Origin of the sequence: Streptomyces sp. NBC_01476 (genome assembly GCF_036227265.1) — a bacterium.
Classification (GTDB): Bacteria; Actinomycetota; Actinomycetes; order Streptomycetales; family Streptomycetaceae; genus Actinacidiphila.
Genome location: NZ_CP109446.1, coordinates 8,298,878 through 8,315,817, shown reverse-complemented (window position 1 = coordinate 8,315,817; position 16,940 = coordinate 8,298,878). Strand labels below are relative to the sequence as shown.

13 protein-coding genes are annotated in these 16,940 nt (G+C 72.9%); 3 read left to right on the top strand and 10 right to left on the bottom strand.

The window, feature by feature from the left end:
• Positions 1–77: 77 nt before the first annotated feature.
• A complete protein-coding gene (locus tag OG552_RS36040; protein ID WP_329140380.1) occupies positions 78–935 on the bottom strand; it encodes an aldo/keto reductase in 858 nt (285 codons plus the stop codon).
• Positions 936–1,088: 153 nt separating this feature from the next.
• On the opposite strand from OG552_RS36040, the gene OG552_RS36035 reads away from it, so the two are divergent.
• Positions 1,089–2,003, top strand: coding sequence for a LysR family transcriptional regulator (locus OG552_RS36035; RefSeq protein ID WP_329140378.1), 915 nt, complete (start codon positions 1,089–1,091; stop codon positions 2,001–2,003).
• Between the two features lie 12 nt (positions 2,004–2,015).
• Here the strand turns inward: OG552_RS36035 and OG552_RS36030 are convergent, their stop codons facing one another.
• Positions 2,016–4,919 (bottom strand): ATP-binding protein, encoded by a 2,904-nt coding sequence (locus OG552_RS36030; protein WP_329140376.1) that lies wholly within the window; start codon positions 4,917–4,919, stop codon positions 2,016–2,018.
• Between the two features lie 175 nt (positions 4,920–5,094).
• Between OG552_RS36030 and OG552_RS36025 the strand changes: the two genes are divergently transcribed.
• Positions 5,095–5,244 (top strand): hypothetical protein, encoded by a 150-nt coding sequence (locus OG552_RS36025; protein ID WP_329140374.1) that lies wholly within the window; start codon positions 5,095–5,097, stop codon positions 5,242–5,244.
• 129 nt (positions 5,245–5,373) lie between these two features.
• On the opposite strand, the gene OG552_RS36020 is transcribed toward OG552_RS36025, so the two are convergent.
• Entirely contained in the window at positions 5,374–8,547 is a 3,174-nt protein-coding gene (locus tag OG552_RS36020; protein ID WP_329140372.1) for a discoidin domain-containing protein, read from the bottom strand.
• Positions 8,548–8,713: 166 nt separating this feature from the next.
• The gene (locus OG552_RS36015; RefSeq protein ID WP_329140369.1) at positions 8,714–9,715 is read right to left on the bottom strand and encodes a zinc-binding alcohol dehydrogenase family protein; all 1,002 of its coding nucleotides are present in this window, start codon (positions 9,713–9,715) and stop codon (positions 8,714–8,716) included.
• A 134-nt stretch (positions 9,716–9,849) separates the two neighbouring features.
• Here OG552_RS36015 and OG552_RS36010 point away from each other — a divergent pair, with 134 nt between their 5' ends.
• On the top strand, positions 9,850–10,062 hold the full coding sequence (locus tag OG552_RS36010) for a helix-turn-helix domain-containing protein (RefSeq protein ID WP_329140367.1): 213 nt from the start codon (positions 9,850–9,852) through the stop codon (positions 10,060–10,062).
• Here OG552_RS36010 and OG552_RS36005 read toward each other — a convergent pair.
• From OG552_RS36005 to OG552_RS35980, 6 genes are all read right to left on the bottom strand, one after another.
• Complete coding sequence (locus OG552_RS36005) at positions 10,052–11,878, bottom strand: alkyl/aryl-sulfatase (RefSeq protein ID WP_329140365.1); 1,827 nt, start codon at positions 11,876–11,878, stop codon at positions 10,052–10,054. The genes OG552_RS36010 and OG552_RS36005 overlap by 11 nt on opposite strands.
• Before the next feature lie 60 nt (positions 11,879–11,938).
• Positions 11,939–12,145, bottom strand: coding sequence for a DUF1918 domain-containing protein (locus tag OG552_RS36000; RefSeq protein WP_329140363.1), 207 nt, complete (start codon positions 12,143–12,145; stop codon positions 11,939–11,941).
• 116 nt (positions 12,146–12,261) lie between these two features.
• On the bottom strand, positions 12,262–13,089 hold the full coding sequence (locus OG552_RS35995) for an SDR family oxidoreductase (protein WP_329140361.1): 828 nt from the start codon (positions 13,087–13,089) through the stop codon (positions 12,262–12,264).
• Between the two features lie 120 nt (positions 13,090–13,209).
• Positions 13,210–14,919: a glycerol-3-phosphate dehydrogenase/oxidase gene (locus OG552_RS35990; protein WP_329140358.1), complete on the bottom strand. Its 1,710-nt coding sequence runs from the start codon at positions 14,917–14,919 to the stop codon at positions 13,210–13,212.
• Between the two features lie 101 nt (positions 14,920–15,020).
• The gene (locus OG552_RS35985; protein WP_329140356.1) at positions 15,021–16,172 is read right to left on the bottom strand and encodes an XdhC family protein; all 1,152 of its coding nucleotides are present in this window, start codon (positions 16,170–16,172) and stop codon (positions 15,021–15,023) included.
• Complete coding sequence (locus OG552_RS35980; protein WP_443071120.1) at positions 16,165–16,917, bottom strand: UbiX family flavin prenyltransferase; 753 nt, start codon at positions 16,915–16,917, stop codon at positions 16,165–16,167. The genes OG552_RS35985 and OG552_RS35980 overlap by 8 nt, the downstream gene beginning before the upstream one ends.
• Positions 16,918–16,940 lie beyond the last annotated feature (23 nt).

Sequence of the window (16,940 nt, the reverse complement as noted above, 5' to 3'; positions counted from 1 at the left end):
CCGCGGCGGGGCGGTGGCGGCTCCTGGGAATGTGCGTCGCCGCCGCGGCCCGGAAGGGGCCACGGCGGCGGAGCGGGTCAGCGGGCGCTGAGGAGAGCGATCTCCTCCGGCGTCAGGGTGAGCTCGGGTGCGGCCGCGGAGTCCTGGATGGTCTCCGGGCGGGTGGAGCCGGGGATCGGGATCACGACCGGCGACAGCGCGAGCATCCACGCGAGGCAGACCCGGTGCGGGCTCACGCCGTGCGCCTGCGCGACCTGGGCGAACGGGGCGAAGCTTGAGCCGAGGTCGCCGGCCCGGGTGATGCCGCCGAACGGGCTCCACGGCAGGAAGGCGATGCCGAGTTCGTCGCAGAGCGCCAGTTCGGGCTCGCTGGAGCGGAAGGCGGGCGAGAACTGGTTCTGCACGGACACCAGACGGCCGCCGAGGATCTCGTTGGCCAGCCGGATCTGCTCCGGGTCGGCGTTGGAGATGCCCGCCATCCGGATCTTGCCCTCGTCCAGCAGTTCGGCGATCGCGCCGACCGAGTCCGCGTAGGGGACCGTGGGGTCCGGGCGGTGGAACTGGTAGAGGCCGATCGCCTCGACACCCAGGCGCTTGAGGGAGGCCTCGCAGGCCTGCTTGAGGTAGTCGGGGTGGCCGTTCAGCGTCCAGGAGCCGTCGCCGGGGCGCAGGTGGCCGCCCTTCGTGGCGACCAGGGCCTCGGCGCCGAGCGGGTGCGAGGCAAGGGCCTTGGCGATGAGCGATTCGTTGTGGCCGACCTCGTCGGCGTGCAGATGGTAGGCGTCTGCCGTGTCGAAGAAGGTCACGCCGGCGTCGAGTGCCGCGTGGATCGTGGCGATGGAACGGGCCTCGTCCGGGCGCCCCTCGATCGACATGGGCATGCCGCCGAGGCCGATGGCACTGACCTGGGCGGAACCGATACGGCGGGTCTGCATGAAGCTGGTGCCTCTCTCGAATGCGGAGTACGGCGGGGGCTCGGACCGGCGGGTCGCGCCGGACCGTGCCGCACGGCTCTCAGCATCGCTCCGGGAGGCTTATGCCGTCCAACAAGAGAAAGCGAACACATTCAGAAGGTAGGCTGCTGAATCATGGAGTTGAGGCATCTGGAACACTTTGTCGCCGTCGCGCAGGACCGTCACTTCACAAGGGCGGCCCAGCGGCTGATGGTCTCGCAGTCCGGCCTGTCCGCGTCGGTGCGGGCGCTGGAACGCGAGCTGGGCGCCCAGCTGTTCGTCCGCAGCACCCGCAGCGTCGAGCTGACCGCCCCGGGGAGGGCCCTGCTGGTCGAGGCGACCCGGGCGCTGGCGAGCGTCCGCGCCGCTCAGGAGGCGGTGGCCGCGGTGCAGGGACTGCTCACCGGCACCCTGTCGGTCGGCACCGAGCAGTGCGTCACCGGGGTGAACGTCCCCGCCCTGCTGGCGCGGTTCCGTGCCGAACACCCGCAGGTGCAGGTCCGCCTCCGGCAGGCCAACTCGGCCGCGCTGACCGCCGAGGTCGGTGCCGGCCGCCTCGACCTGGCCTTCGTCGCCCTGCACGGCCCGGCGCCCGAAGGAGTACGGCTGCTGCCGCTCACCTGCGAACCGATGGTCCTGCTCTGCCACGCGGGGCACCGGCTGGCCGGCGCCGCCGAGGTCCGGTGGCCGGAACTGGACGGTGAGACCTTCGTCGACTTCCACCCCGACTGGGGCTCCCGGAGCCTGACCGACACCGCCTTCGCCGCCACCGGCACCCACCGGCAGGTCGCCCTGGAGGTCAACGACGTGCACAGCCTGATCGACCTGGTCGGCCACGGCCTCGGCATCGCCGTGGTCCCCCGCCCCGTCGCCCTCAAGGACCAGGCCGCGGCCCTCGCGTGCGTACCCCTGACCGGCGGCGCGGCGCCCGACCCGCTGTGGAAGGTCTCGGCGGCCGTGGCAGAAACCGACCGCGTAGGGCCCGCGGCCCGAGAGCTCCTCACCTACCTCGAACCGTCCGTGAAGCCCCTGACGGCGTCCGTCGCGTAGCGCGCCCGCGGGTCAGCGCGCCTGCGGGAACCAGCGGGGGCGCCAGGGGTCGGCCGCGGCAGCGGGCGTCCGGCCGGGGGTCAGGCCGGCCCGTGCGGCTTCGTTGTGGGCCACGGCGTCGGTGGCGTCGGGCGGTACGGGGAGATTGACGAGGAAACGCAGAGCGGTGGCCTCGGCGGCGCTGTCGCCGATGGTGGCGAACAGGGCAGCGGCGCGGGTGAACGTCTCCGCGGCGTCCAGGAGGCGGTGCACGCTTCGGTAGGCGCGGCCGAGGTTGGTGAGTTCGACGCCCTGGGCGTGGGCGTCACCGGTCTCGGCGAAGAGGGCGGCGGCTTCGAGGTGGAAGGCGATCGCTTCCGCGGGCCGGCCTGCTTCTTGGAGCGCGCCGGCCCGGTTGCCGACCGCCATGCCCTCGGAGTGCCGGTCGCCGAGGCCGTGGAAGAGCGCTGCGGCCTGTGCGTGGTCGCCGACGGCCTCCTCGGGACGGTCCAGGCGGCGCAGGCACAGGGCGAGATTGTCCAGCGACTCCGCTTCGGAGTACCGGTCGTCCACGTCGGCGAAGATGACCCGCGCCTGCTGGTGGGCGTCGGCCGCCTCCTCGATCCGGCCGAGGTGGCGCAGGCACAGTCCGAGGTTGCTCAGTGTCTGGGCCTCGCCGTAGCGGTCACCGGTCTCCCGGCAGATCATCAGGTCCCGGCCGAGCACGTCGTACGCCTCCGCGTCCTGGCCCAGCCGCATCAGCGCGGTTCCCAGATTGGCCAGCGCCCGCCCCTCGTCGCGCAGGTCCCCGGCCTCGCGGTGGATCGCGGCGGCCCGGGTGAGCGGCGCGACGGCGTCGTCGAAGCGGCGCACGCCCAGGAGCACGAGAGCGACGTTGTTCAGCGCCATGGCCTCCCGGTGGCTGTCGCCGGACTCCCGGGCCAGACGGAGTGCCTCGGCATGCGCCTCCATGGCCTCGGGGAATCTGCGGGCGTCGCCCAGCGCGAGGCCGAGACCGTTCAGCGCGTCGGCCTCCAGTCCTCGGAACTGATCAGCGAGGACGTCCTGGGCGACCGTCTCGGCGGCCCGCGCGCGCAGCGCGACGACGCCGCTCAGCTTGGCCCGGGTGACGCTGATCATGTCCTCGGTCCAGCGGTACCGCGTCAGGAAGACCCTGAGCGCGTCGCCGAGTTCCACGACGGTCAGCAGGTGGATGTGCACCTGCTCCACGACGCCCGCGACGAGGTTCTGGCGCTCCGCTGTCAGCCAGGCCAGGGCGTGCTGCCGGTCGGGGAAACGGGCATCGCCGCGGTCCCCCTCAAGGTGGGAAGCGGCGGCACGGGTCTGTTCCAGGTAGTGGCCGAGAAGGCCGCCCACCGCCTCCGTACGCCGGTCCGCGGCCGCACATTCCCCGCCGAGTTCGGCGGCGTAGAGCCGTAACAGGTCGTGCATCGACCATCGTTCGGCCGCCCGGTGCTCCAGCAGGTGGGCGCGGGCCAGATCGCGCAGCAGGCGGCGGGTGCCGGTCCCTTCGCCGAGCAGCACGGTGGCGGCAGGGGTGGCGATGTCCGGGCCCGGTGCCGCGGACAGCAGCCGGAAGGCTCGCGCCCGGGACGGGGACAGGTGGCGGTAGGAAAGGTGGAAGACGGTCCGCACCTCCAGCAGCCTGCCCTGGTCGTCGGTGTCGTCCAGGGCGAGGACGTCCAGCCGGGCCGCCGCCAGTTCCTCCGCCTGGTCGTGCAGCGGCCGGTCCCGGTCCTCGGCCAGCAGCGCGCCGATGATCCGCAACGCCAGCGGCAGCCGTCCGCACAGCTCCGCGATCCGGGCCGCGTCCCGCGCCTGCTCGGTGACCCGGTCGTCCTCCGCAGCGTCCGTGCGCAGGATCTCGTCGAGCAGCGCGACCGCCTCCGCCGGTTCCAGCGGGGCGAGTTCGAGCCGCCGCGCGCCGAGAGTGGCGAGGATCTGCCGCGAGGTGACCAGTACCCGGTGCGGTCCCGCGGGCGGTAACAACGGGGCGACCTGGCCCACGGTGCGCACGTTGTCCAGTACCGCCAGCAAGGGGCGGCCCTGCTCGGCGAGCCGCGCGAGCGCCAGCCGCCAGGCGTCGATCTTCTCCGCAGGGGTGCTGGGCAGGTCCTTCCCCGTGACCCCGAGCGCGCGCAGCAGCTGATCGGCGACGGTGGCCGCCTCCACCGGGGCGTCCTGGCTGTACCCGCGCAGGTCCGCGAACAGGACTCCGCCGGGAAACCATCCGTTGCGAGCCGCGCGGTGGGCGGCGTGCAGCGCGAGCGCCGTCTTGCCGACCCCTCCCATTCCGGCCATCGCGGTGACGACGACGGCGGTGTGCTGCCATACGGCGGGGCGGGCGTCCGGGTGGAGACCCATGTCCGTGGCGTCGCCGGTCTGCCTGCCGGTGCCGGCCGTTCCCGCACCGTTTCCGGCGTCTCCGGCGTCACGGGCATCCCCGGCGTCCCCGGCGTCCCCGGCGTCCCCGGCGGCGGTACGGCCGGGGGTGCGGTCCGGGTCCAGCCACTCCAGGAGTTCCGCCGTCGCTTCCTGCCGGCCGCTGAACACCGCGGGCTCCGCCGGCAGGGTGACCGGACCCCGTTCCTGCTCGCGGTCGGTGCGGCGTGGGCGCCCGCCGCGTCGGGAGTCCCGGTCGGCGCGGGCCAGGCCGAGGAGCCGGGTCCAGCGTCCGTCGGAAGGACCGGTGCCCGCACGGGCACGCAGGAAGGCGACCAGCACCATGAAGTAGGCCGTGGAGCCTGCGCCGGGGACCGCCTCACCGTTCAGCCACGCGCTGAGCGTCGTGTCGGAGATGGGCAGCCGCGGCGTCTGCTCGCGGCCGAGCGCGACCAGCCGGCTCAGCGGTGGGGCGCCCGCGGCCTCGTACAGCGTCCGCAACTGGCGATGGAACCGGTCCGTGTCCTCGCCCATCCCCGCCTCCGCCTTCCGGACTGACCTCCACCCGGAAAAGTGCGCGCCCCCTGTCCGGCCAGCGTATCCACGACCCGTTGGCCCGGCGGGACTTCGCCGGAAACCACCCGGAAGCCGGGCTATGGCCGCACCGCCGACCGCACTCCGCCGCTCGGCCCGCCCGGAGGAGACCGCCATGCCCGCCACGCCCGCAACGCCCGGCACGCCCAGGAAGTCCGTCCTCACCACCGCGCGCGCCTGGCGCGGGCAGCTCATCGGCCGGATCGCGGCCGGCGCCGCCTCCGGTGCGGCCCGGGCCCTGGTGGACTGGCTGCTCAACCGCTGACGTCCGTGTGAACGTCCGTGGCCGGGACATCCGCTGAACGTCCGGGACCAGGACATCCGCGCGCACCCGCCGCAGGCCGGTGGCCGCCCTCTTCGGGGGCGGCCACCGGCCTCGGTTTTCGGGCAGGCCCTACTGCGGAACCACCGACAGCCCGGCGAGGGCCGCGTGCCTCGTGGTCCAGCCGGGGACGGTGAGGGCCACATAGCGGGCGGTCGTACGGATGTCGCGGGTGGCGGTGCGGCCACGGGTGTGCAGGGAGCCGGCGGCGGTGTAGGTGAGCCCGTCGGTGCTGAACTCGACCACCGCGGCGGGGACACGGCCACCGGTCCACTGGGCGCGCACCTGGCGCAGCGGCGTCGGGGAGCCGAGGTCCACCACCATCCGGCCGTGGGACGGGCCGGGGCGCCACGAGGTCGCCGGGTCGCCGTCGACAGCGGCGGCGGGGTCCGACATGCCGGTGGGGAGCGGCCCGTTGGGGAAGGTCTCGCAGCCCAGCGCCGCGTCGGCCAGCGGGAAGGGGGTGGTGCCGGGGACGGTCACCTGGGCGGTACGTCCCCTGCGGAGCTCGACCGGCACGCTGCGGCCGCCCGGGGTGGTGACCACCAGACGGCAGTCCGGTCCCCTGAGCTCTACGGTCGCCGCGTCGGCGGCATACGCCTCGATGCCCGCCGGGACCCGGCCGCCGGTGCGCGAGCGCAGGGTGAAGCGCGTCGCGGCGACCGCCGCGCAGGCCCCGTCCAGCTCCGCCTTGTAGTCGGTGCCGGTCGCGGTCACCGTCTGGTGGCCGGCGAAGAGCCGTACCCGGGTGGGCTCCCCCGGGACCGACACGACCGTGGTGACGGGGCCGGCGGAGAGGTTGAAGAGGCTGAGGTGGCCACCCGCCGTGCCGGCCCGGACCGCGGGGTGCTGCGCGGTCGGACCTGCCTGTGCGGCGGCGGCTCTGGCCTCGGCCGGGCCGCACGCGGGCAGCCCCTCGACGACCAGGGGCTCGGCGGGGCCGTCGGACAGGACCACCAGGTCGCCGTAGACCGAGAGCGGGTTGGCCGCGCCGCGCACCACGAGTCCGGCCCGGCCGTCGACACAGAGCCAGCCGCCACGGCTGGTGAGGTCGGCCACCGGGAAGCGTGCCAGGTCGGTCCAGGACTGACCGTCCTGGGAGCCCTGGACGCGGTAGGCGCGGCCGGAGGCGGTCTCCCAGCTGAGGGTGACGCGGTCGAACGCGGTGGCCCGGCCCAGATCGACGGTGAGCCAGCTGTCGCCGCGGGTGCGTTCGGCGACGGCGACGGCCCAGCGGGTGGCCGGGTCGCCGTCCACCGCCAGCGCGGCGCCCTTGCCGGTGTCGGCGGACGAGGCGGTGGCGGTGGTTCCCCTGGCCAGGTCGGGGCCGTCGGCGCCGTCGCGGACCTCGAAGGAGAAGAGCGAGTAGCCGTACTGCGGGTTCCCGGAGACGCCTTGCATCCGTACGTAGCGGTAGGAGGCGCGGGACAGCGGCACCTCGTCGACCCGGGCGCCGGTGCCGGGCCCGGTGTTCCCGCTGTCCTGCGAGGCCACCTCGGCGGTGCCTTCGGCGGCGGTGTAGGTCCGGCTGCCGTCCAGCCCGGCGACGCCGGGCATGGTCAGGTTCTGGATCTGCAGATGGCCCTCGCCGGCCGCGGTGCCGCTGGTGGCGTAGACCACGGCGCCCGACGGCAGGGTGGTGAAGCCGGCGAACCCCGAGTCGAGGCTGAGCACGGTGGCCGTCGCGTCCAGCCCGTCGCGCACCTTCCGGTAGGTGGTCACCGCGCGCTTGACGACCTTCGCGCCGGTGGACGGCAGGAACATCGGGGTACCGCCGCTCAGTGCGAACAGCCAGTCGTCGTGGGCGGGTTGCCAGGCGAACTTCACGAACCCCGGCTTGCTGACCGAGGCGGCCCAGGCGGCCGGCGTCTGGTGCGCGACCAGGCCCGGGCCGGTGCCGAAGTCCTTCACCCCGCTCGCACGGGCGAACATCTCGTCGTCCGGGAGCGGTCGCACGACCCCGCCGTTCCGGGACCGCCACTCGTGCAGCAGGTAGCTGATCGCGACTTCGGCCCTGGCCTCCGGTTCGTACTTCGCCTCGCCGGAGAACTTCGCCAGCCGGTAGACCGGCTGGTACGCCTGGTAGGGGGCCAGCCGGGCGGCCATCGCGGCCTCCGCCCAGGCGGCGGCCCGGTCTCCGGTGACCTGGGCGAGGAAGGCCAGCGGGATGACGTCGCGGCCGTACAGGTGCTCGCGGTCCGCGACCATGGGCATCAGGGGTTCGCCGGCGTCGCTCATCACCATCAGCAGGGTGCGCCACAGCGGCCCGGCGTTCGGCTGCGCGGTGAGGACCTGCGGCAACGGGCGTCCCGCGGTGATGAAGTGGACCGCGTTACGGCCGGAGGTCCGCCACAGCTCCTCCTGGTAGTGGGGGCCGAAGGAGTTGTGGTTCTCGACGATGAAGGTGTCGTACAGGTTCTGCGCGGTGTTGGCGTTCACCGGGACGCCGTCGACCAGTGCCGGGTTGGCCCGGTCGGCGGCCGGCAGGCCGGTCTCGTTGCGGCTCCACCGTCCGAAGGCCGCGTTCCAGTCGGCGCTGCGGGGATCGTCGGACGCCCAGGCGAGTCCGGGGGCGAGGGACTGGGCGTAGACGCCCATCTCCTCCAGTTTGGTGTCACCGACGAAGCCGCCGGTGAGTCCGTTGGTCGTCCAGCCGGCCGAGGCGGGGTCGGCGGCGGTGCCGAGCGACGTGGTGAACTGGGCCTGTTCGCGCACGATGGTGTCGATGTTCTGCCGGGTGACGGCGTCCAGTCGGTCCCACAGCAGCCGCGCGGCGAGCACGAAGTAGAGCTGGAAGGTCGTGTCGAAGAAGAGGGTCCGGCCCCATTCCGTACCGCCCGTGAGGCGGTTGGACGCGGCGAAGTGCTCGATCGTGGCGAGGGTGCGGGAGAGCAGCGTCGCCCGGTCGGTGCCGGCGCGGTCCGCGTCGTACGGACCCCGGGTCAGCAGGACGGCGTTGCCGAGGACGACGGCGAATCCGTAGTCGGTGGCGGTGTAGTGGCCGGCCGTCGTGTTCCACTGGGTCTCGGCCCACCGGGTGTGGGTGAGCAGGGCCTGGTAGTAGGCGTCGGCGACGGGGTCCTGGCCGGGCGCGAGTGCCTGGGCCGCCGTGGAACCGGGCCCTGTCAGGGGGGCTGCGACGGCCCGCCCTTCGCCGAGCGACAGCGGCGCCGCGGCCAGCAGGGTTGTCAGTCCGGCGAGTTGGGCGAAACGGCGCCTGCCGAGTCCGGCGGGATCGTGGGGCACGGGAGGTCCCTCCTCGAAGCGTTCCGACAACGTTGTCAGAATCGGCTCGATTCTTGGCGACCCGGGCGGAGTCCGTCAAGGTCCGTGCAAGGGGAAGGCGTTCGCGGGCGTACGTCCGCCGTGCGGTACGGCCGGGGGGCGCCCCCGGCCGACGGCGGTGGCGGGATCAGCGGGTGACCACGACCTTGCCGGTGCTGCGGCCGGACTCGACCAGGCGGTGGGCCTCGCGCAGGCCGGCGGCGGAGAAGTCGTCGATGGTCCGGGTCAGGGTGGTCCGGATCCGCTTGTCGTCGACCAGCCCGGCGACGGTCTCCAGCAGCTTCTTCTGCTCGAACATGTCCGGCGTCCGGAAGATGGACCGGGTGAACATCAACTCCCAGTGCCAGGCGATGCTCTTGGCCTTCAGCGGCAGCAGATCCAGCCCCTCGGGCTCGTCGATCGCGGTGATGTGGCCGAAGGGCCGCACGATCTCGGCGAACGCCTCGATGTTGCCGCGCGAGTGCGGGCTGAAGAGATAGTCGACGCCGTCGGGGGCCACCGCCCGCGTGGAGGCGACGAGGTCGTGGTGGTCGACGATCCCGTCGGCGCCCAGCTGCTTCACCCACTCCTGGGACTCGGGCCTGGTGGCGGAGGCGAGCACCCGCACCCCGGTGAGCTCCTTGACGAGCTGGATCATGATCGAGCCGACACCGCCGGCCGCGCCCAGCGCCAGCAGGGTGCCGGTGGAGTCCTTGGTCAGCGCGAACCGTTCGAAGAGCGTCTCCCAGGCCGTGATCGTGGTGAGCGGCATCGCGGCGGCTTCGGCGAAGCTGAGGGAGGCGGGCTTGCGGGCGACGATCCGTTCGTCCACGGCGTGCAGGTCGGCGTTGGCACCGGGGCGGGTGATGTCGCCCGCGTACCAGACCTCGTCGCCCACCGAGAGGGTGGTGACTTCCGGCCCGGTGGCTTCCACCACGCCGGCCGCGTCGAAGCCGAGGATCCGCGGCTCGGTGGTCGGCGCCAGGCCGGCGCGGGACTTCACATCCGCCGGGTTCACCGAGACCGCCTGCACCCGGACCAGTACGTCCCGGGGACCCACCTGCGGAGTGGGGACCTCGACGTCCTGCAGGCTCTCCCGGTCGTCGATCGGCAGACCCCTGTAGGACGCGATCGCGCGCATCGTGCTCATCGTGTGCTCCTTCGTGCGGTGCGGACGGTTCCGGCGGTTCCTGCTACGTGCGGTGCCCGGCTCCTCCTCCAGCATTCGCCGGGCTGGTCCATGTGTCCAACGACGGCAGTTTCGGTTTTGCACAAGCTCAGCGCATGGATGTCACGCTGAGGCAACCGGAGTACTTCGTGGCCATCGTGGAGCAGGGGTCCTTCTCCCGGGCGGCGGAACTCCTGCATGTCACCCAGCCGGGCCTGTCGCACCAGTTCCAGGCGCTGGAACGGGCCCTGGGCGTGCGGCTGATCGGGCGGGTGCCGCGCCCGCCCCGCGGCGGCGGCTCCCGGCGGTCCGGGCGGCTCAGGGGGTGATGATCGGGAAGTTCGGGTCGGGGGTGTCCAGCAGGGCGGTCAGGCGGGTGAGGGCGGTCGGGTCGCCCTGGGTGGTGACGGTGTCCAGGCCGTGACCGGCCAGGACAGCGAGGAGCTGGGGCTTGGTGAGGGTCATCGTCAGGTCGGGGCGGCCGGTACGGCGGCGGGCGGCGCGGGCGGAGCGGTAGGTGAGGGCGCCGTTGGAGAGGGTCAGGCGCCAGATGCGCTGCTCGTCGGTGAGGTGCCAGTCGATGGTGAGTTCGGTGTCCCAGGCCCGGGGGCCGTCGATGCGGACGGCGAGGGAGTCGATGAGCTGATCGACCGTCATGGCCATCGCCACTTCTGGGTTGGCCGGGTCGACGGAGACCTTGGCGAGGGTGCCGCGCAGCTCCATCGCACCAGTGAGGTAGAAGTTGCGCCAGGTGGCGTTCTCGGCGCCGTGGCCCAGCCGGTCGTAGACCGACGCCAGTGCCTCGCGGGCTTGGGCGTTGCCGGGGTGGGCGAAGACCGCGTGGTTGAGCAGCGTGGCGGCGAAGCGGAGGTCGCCCTGTGCGGCGTACTCCTGGCCCCGTTCGGTGATCGCCCGCACGCCCCCGTAGTCGGCCACGTAGCGCTTGGCGAGTTCGACCGGGGGGTGTTCCCACAGGTGGGCGGGGTTGCCGTCGAACCAGCCCATGTAGCGCTGGTAGATCGCCTTCACGTTGTGCGAGACCGAGCCGTAGTAGCCGCGGGCCGACCAGGTCCGCTCCAGGGCGGGCGACAAGGTGATCGTCTCGGCGATCTCCGGTCCGGTCAGGCCGCGGTTGAGCAGGCGGAGGGTCTGGTCGTGCAGGTAGGCGTACGCGTCGCGCTGGGCGGTGAGGAACTCGGTGACCTCCGGTTCGCCCCAGGTGGGCCAGTGGTGCGAGGCGAAGACAACATCGGCCTGCCCGGCGAAGACGTCCATGGTCTCGCTCAGGTACTGCCCCCAGACGCGGGCGTCACGGACCACCGCGCCGCGGAGGGTGAGGACGTTGTGCAGGGTGTGGGTGGCGTTCTCGGCCATGCACAGTGCCCGGTGGCCGGGGAGCAGGAAGTTCATCTCCGCCGGTGCCTCGGTCCCGGGGGTGAGCTGGAAGACGATCCGCACCCCGTCGATCGTCTCCTCCTGCTCGGTGTGGGTGACGTCGATGGTCGGCGGGACCAGGCTGACCGTGCCGGACGAGGTCACGCCGCCCAGGCCGGTGCCGATCTGCCCGGCCGGGCCCTTGGGAAGCCCGACGCCGTACATGTAGACGGCGCGGCGGGACATCGCACCGCCGGCGTAGATGTTCTCGCTGACCGCGTGCTCCAGGAAGCCGGCCGGTGCCAGCACCGGGATGTCGCTCTCCCTGCCGTAGGGGACGATCGCCCGGGAGCCGCCGAAGTGGTCGGCGTGCGGATGGGTGTAGATCATCGCGGTGACCTGGCGCCGGCCGCGGTGCCGCCGGTACAGGTCGAGGGCCGCGGCGGCGGTCTCCACCGAGATCAGGGGGTCGACGACGATCACCCCGCGGTCGCCCTCGATCAGCGTCATGTTGGAGATGTCCAGGCCGCGTACCTGGTAGACGCCCTCGGTCACCTGGTACAGGCCGCTGCGGGCGCACAGGCGTGCCTGCCGCCACAGACTCGGGTCCGCGGTCGGGGGGCAGTCCGCCTCCAGGAAGGCGTACGCGTCGGTGTCCCAGACCACCGCCCCGCGGGCGTCGGCCACCTGCGGTGCGGCGGGGCCCGCGACGAACCCGCGGTCGGCGTTCTCGAAGTCCCGGACGTCGTCAAACGGCAGCTCGGTCGTCATAGGCGAAGACTAGGGTGGTTTGTACTTATTTCTGGCGATTGGTGCGGCGCTCGTCGGCCGTCAGTCCGCGGCGGTACGGCCGCCGGCGTGGTGCTCGTGGACGCAGTCGGAGCCCGGGCAGACCTCGGCCTCCCGGCCGTTGTCGAAACGGACCCGGTACGGGGGCTCGCCGTGGTCACCGACCACTTCGAGGACCGTCGCGTGGTGTTCCGGAGTGCCCACCGTCCTGCCGACGAAGCGCAGCACGTCCCCTTCGTGCGCTTGCATGGCTCCTCCTCTGCTTCGGTGGTCTCGGCCCCGCCCGCGGGAGGGCACGCTCACCCCCACCGCGCGTCGAGGGCCTCTTCCTCCATCATTCGCCCGGCTCCCCTGGCCCACAACCGCTACGCGCCGGGGGTTCCGTGCGCGCGCTCGGAGAGGTCGTTCCACTGCTCCCAGGTCGCCAGCCGCTTGCCGTACTCCTCCTGGACGCGTGCCAGCAGTCCCTTGCCGAACAGGACGCGCAGCGGCGGCTGTTCGGCGTCGACGATGTCGAGGATCGCTTCCCGGGTGGCCTTCGGGTCGCCGATCATGCCGGGCTGGGTCCTGGCGGCGCGGGCGGCGCGCGCTTCGTCGTAGACCGGGATCGGGTCGGCGTGCACGGCCGAGCTGCCCGCCCAGTCCGTGCTGTAGCCGGTGGGCTCCACCACGGTCACATGGACGCCGAAGGGCTCGACCTCCAGGGACAGTGCCTGGCTGAAGCCTTCCAGGCCCCACTTCGAGGCGTGGTAGAGACCGACGTTGGCGAAGGCGGTGATGCCGCCGATGGACGAGACCTGGATGATGTGGCCGCTGCCCTGCTCCCGCATGATCGGCACCACCGCCTTGGTCACCCACAGCGCGCCGAAGAGGTTCGTCTCGATCTGCGCACGGGCCTGCTCCTCGCTGACTTCCTCGATGGTGCCGAAAAGGCCGTAGCCGGCGTTGTTGACCACGACGTCGAGGCGGCCGAAGTGGGCGTGGGCGCGCGCCACCACCGCGTCGACGGCGCTCTTGTCGGTCACGTCCAGGGTGAGCGGCAGCACCTTCTCGCCGTAGGCGTCCACGAGCGGTTTGAGGCTCGTCGCGTCCCTGGCCGTGGCGGCGACGCTGTCCCCGCGCTCCAGCGCGGCTTCCGCCCACTCCCGGCCGAAGCCGCGTGAAGTACCCGTGATGAACCAGACCTTGCTCATGTCGGCACTCCTGTCCAGCACTGCCCGCCGGCAATCACCCGAAGCCGCTACCGGCCCGTCGCTCCCGGCCGGATACGGCGCCGCGGCCCACGGGGGGGTGCGGCGACCGCGGCCGGCCGGTCAGCGCATCGGCACGATGTCGGGGGCGCGCAGCCGGGCCTCGTCGGCGCTGGCGTCGTCGGGCTGGTGCTCGGCGGCCCGCTCCGCGGCGACGCCGTCCACGTAGTTCTGGATCTCCTTCTCGGTCTCCGCGTCGTCCCAGCCCAGGAGGCTTGCCATGAGTTCGGCGACTTCCCGCGCGCTCTTCGTGCCGCGGTCGAAGGTCTCCAGGCTGATCCGGGTCCGGCGGACCAGTACGTCGTCCAGGTGCCGGGCGCTTTCATGGGTGACGGCGTAGACGACTTCCGCCCGCAGGTAGCCGGCGGCGTCCTGGAGCGGTTCGCCGAGGCCGCGGTCCCCCCTGATCAGCTCGAAGAGTTCCTCGGAGAGTGTCCCGTACCGGTTGACCAGGTGCTCGGCCCACACCTCGTGGATGCCGTTCCGCTCCGCCAGCAGCCGGCGGTTGTTGAGCAGCGCGCGGTATCCGTCGGCGCCCAGGAGCAGGACGCTCTCGGTGCAGGACTCCGGCACCTTGGCGGGGAAGTCGCGCACCGCCTCGTCGACCGCGTCCTTGGCCATCACCCGGTAGGTGGTGAACTTGCCGCCGGCCACCACGATCAGGCCGGGCGCCGGCTGAGTGACCGCGTGTTCCCGGGAGAGCTTGACCGTCGCCTGCTCCGCGGCGGAGATCAGCGGCCGCAGTCCCACGTAGACGCTCTCGATGTCGTCCTTGGTCAGCGGGGTGGCGAGCACCTCGTTGACGTGCTCAAGGACGTAGTCGATGTCGGCCTCGGAGGCCGCCGGGTCGGCCTTGTCCAGGGTCCAGGGCGTGTCGGTGGTGCCGACGATCCAGTGCCTGCCCCAGGGGAGGACGAACAGGACGCTCTTCTCGGTGCGCAGGATCATCCCGGTGTCGGACCGGATGCGGTCCTTGGGGATCATGAGGTGTACGCCCTTGGACGCCTTGATGGTGATCGGCGGGCGCTCCTCGATCAGCTCCTGCATGTCGTCGGTCCACACGCCGGTCGCGTTGACCACCCGGCGGGCGCGGATCTCGTAGCGCCTGCCGGTCTCGGTGTCCTCGACCACCGCTCCGACCACGCGGCCGTCCGCCCGCAGGAAGCGGGAGACCCGGGCGCGGTTGGCGACCATGGCGCCGTAGGAGGCGGCGGTCCGGATGACGGTGGTGACCAGGCGCGCGTCCTCGACCTGGGCGTCGTAGAACTGGATCGCGCCGACCAGCCCTTCCTTCTTCAGCCCCGGGGCGATGCGCAGCGCGTGGTGGCGCGAGAGGTGCCGGTGGAGCGGCAGGCCGCTGCCGTAGCCGGAGGTCACCGCCATGGCGTCGTAGAGGGCGATGCCGGCGCCCACGTAGAGGCGCTCCCAGCCGCGGTGCTGCAGCGGGTAGAGGATGGGGACGGGTTTCACCAGGTGGGGGGCGAGACGCTGGTGGAGCAGGCCGCGTTCCTTGATCGCCTCGCGGACCAGTGCGAAGTCGAGCATCTCCAGGTAGCGCAGCCCGCCGTGGATCAGCTTGGTGGCACGGCTGGACGTGCCCGCCGCCCAGTCCTGGGCTTCGACGAGGCCGGTGACCAGACCTCTGGTGGCCGCGTCCAGGGCCGATCCCGCGCCCACCACGCCGCCGCCCACCACCAGGACGTCGAGCTCGTGCTCGGCCATCCGGGAGAGCGCGTCCGTACGGGCCTGGGGGCCCAGTGTCGCTGCCCGCATGTGTACCTCCTGCTGGAGAGAACCTCATTCCACGGTAGGCACGGGGCACCATTCGGGCGATATATGGCTGTCCGTCCCGGTGATCCGGGCAGGCGGGAGCGTTACGCCTCCGCCTCGGCCACCTGCGCGAAGGCGGGGTCCGCCCCGTCCCGGCCGGGCCGGTGGATGGCGCCGGTCAGCTCGGCGAGCGGCCGTCCGCTGCCGCCCCAGCGGGCCCGGACGATCTCCGCGGCGATGGACACCGCGGTCTCCTCGGGGGTGCGGGCCCCCAGGTCGAGACCGATGGGGGACGCCAGCCGGGCCAGCTCCCGCTCGCTGACGCCCTCCTCGCGCAGCCGCGCGTTGCGGTCCTCGTGGGTCCTGCGGCTGCCCATCACCCCGATGTAGCCGGCCCGGGTGCGCAGCGCGGTGCGCAGGAGCGGAATGTCGAACTTCGGGTCGTGGGTGAGGACACACACCACGGTCCGCTCGTCGACCTCGGTGCCGGCCAGGTACTCGTGCGGCCAGGCCCGCACCACCTCGTCGGCGAAGGGGAAGCGCTCCGGGGTGGCGAAGGCCGGGCGGGCGTCGCAGACGGTGACCCGGTAGCCGAGGAAGGAGCCCATCCGGGCGGTGGCGGCGGCATGGTCGATCGCACCGAAGACCAGCATGCGCGGCGGCGGCGCGAACGCCTGGACGAAGACCGAGACGTCCGCCATCCGCCGCTCGCCGTGGGCGCCGTAGCTCTGGACGCCCGTCATCCCCTGGGCGAGCAGTCCGCGCGCGTCCTCGGTGACGGCGTGGTCGAGGCCGGGGTCGCCGCACGTGCCGGTGGCGTGGCCGGTTCCGATCACGCGCTGGGCGCCCAGCGGCGCGGCCCCGCCGATGACGGTGGCGAGCGCGACGGGCTCGGCGCGGTCCAGCGCCTCCAGCAGGACAGACAGCGCGCGGCGCGGCTGCGCGTCGGTGTACGGGCGGACCAGGATCTGGAGGGTCCCGCCGCAGGTCAGGCCGACCGCGAAGGCGTCGTCGTCGCTGATGCCGTAGGTGTGGAGCTGTGCGGCGCCGGTGCCCAGCGACTCGCTCGCGGCTTCGTACACCGCGCCCTCGACGCAGCCACCGGAGACACTGCCGGTCACCCGGCCGTCGGCGGTCACCGCCATCGCCGCGCCCGGCCGGCGCGGGGCGCTGCCCCGGACACCGACGACGGTGGCAACGGCGAACGGCGTCCCGTCGTCGAGCCGGCCGCGCAGCGCGCTCAGCAGCTCACGCATCGCGGGACTCCCGCGGCTCCCGGTCCGCGCCGCCGGCGCGGTCGCGTGATCCGTCCCCGGCCCACTGCTCCGACGCCTCCCGCTCCCGCGTTTCCGCACCGGGCTCCGCTCCGGCCCGCCCGGCGCCGAGCCGCCCGCTCCACCGCTCGGAGAGCCGGTGCGGGACACCGATCACGTCAAGCACCTTCCCGGCGACGAAGTCGACCAGTTGCGCCACATCGCGGGCTCCGGCGTAGAAACCGGGAGACGCCGGCAGGATCACCGCTCCCTCGCCCGACAGGTCTGCCATCTGCTGCAGGGTGACCCGGCGCAGGGGTGTCTCGCGCGGCACCAGGACCAGCGGCCTGCGCTCCTTCAAGGTCACGTCCGCGGCACGCTGGACCAGGTCCTTGCTCATCCCGGTGGCGACGCCCGCGACCACCGCGGTGGTGGCGGGCACGATGATCATGCCGCGGGTACGGTAGGTGCCGCTGGCCGGTCCTGCGGTGAAGTCAGCGGCCCGCCAGAGCACCATGTCGCCCGGGTCGCGCCCGATGAACGCCTTCACGTCGGTGCGCCAGTGCGCCTCGCGGAAGGACTGGCCGGTCTCGTCGGCCAGCGTCAGCCGCGCCGCCTGGCTGACGATCAGGTCGACCGCCTCGCCGGCGTCGAGGAGCGCCCGCAGCACGGCCGCGGCGTAGGGCGTACCGCTGGCTCCCGTGATTCCGACGACCCAGGGCACCCGTGATGTGATGTGGTGATCCATGAGGGACCTTTCGACAGTCAGCG

Coding starts and splice junctions, on each gene's coding strand:
- OG552_RS36010 (WP_329140367.1), top strand. CDS start 9,850: ATGGATGTCACGCTGAGGCAACCGGAGTACTTCGTGGCCATCGTGGAG.
- OG552_RS36015 (WP_329140369.1), bottom strand. CDS start 9,715: ATGAGCACGATGCGCGCGATCGCGTCCTACAGGGGTCTGCCGATCGAC.
- OG552_RS35980 (WP_443071120.1), bottom strand. CDS start 16,917: ATGGATCACCACATCACATCACGGGTGCCCTGGGTCGTCGGAATCACG.
- OG552_RS35990 (WP_329140358.1), bottom strand. CDS start 14,919: ATGCGGGCAGCGACACTGGGCCCCCAGGCCCGTACGGACGCGCTCTCC.
- OG552_RS36005 (WP_329140365.1), bottom strand. CDS start 11,878: ATGACGACCGAGCTGCCGTTTGACGACGTCCGGGACTTCGAGAACGCC.
- OG552_RS36000 (WP_329140363.1), bottom strand. CDS start 12,145: ATGCAAGCGCACGAAGGGGACGTGCTGCGCTTCGTCGGCAGGACGGTG.
- OG552_RS35985 (WP_329140356.1), bottom strand. CDS start 16,172: ATGCGTGAGCTGCTGAGCGCGCTGCGCGGCCGGCTCGACGACGGGACG.
- OG552_RS36040 (WP_329140380.1), bottom strand. CDS start 935: ATGCAGACCCGCCGTATCGGTTCCGCCCAGGTCAGTGCCATCGGCCTC.
- OG552_RS36030 (WP_329140376.1), bottom strand. CDS start 4,919: ATGGGCGAGGACACGGACCGGTTCCATCGCCAGTTGCGGACGCTGTAC.
- OG552_RS36035 (WP_329140378.1), top strand. CDS start 1,089: ATGGAGTTGAGGCATCTGGAACACTTTGTCGCCGTCGCGCAGGACCGT.
- OG552_RS35995 (WP_329140361.1), bottom strand. CDS start 13,089: ATGAGCAAGGTCTGGTTCATCACGGGTACTTCACGCGGCTTCGGCCGG.
- OG552_RS36025 (WP_329140374.1), top strand. CDS start 5,095: ATGCCCGCCACGCCCGCAACGCCCGGCACGCCCAGGAAGTCCGTCCTC.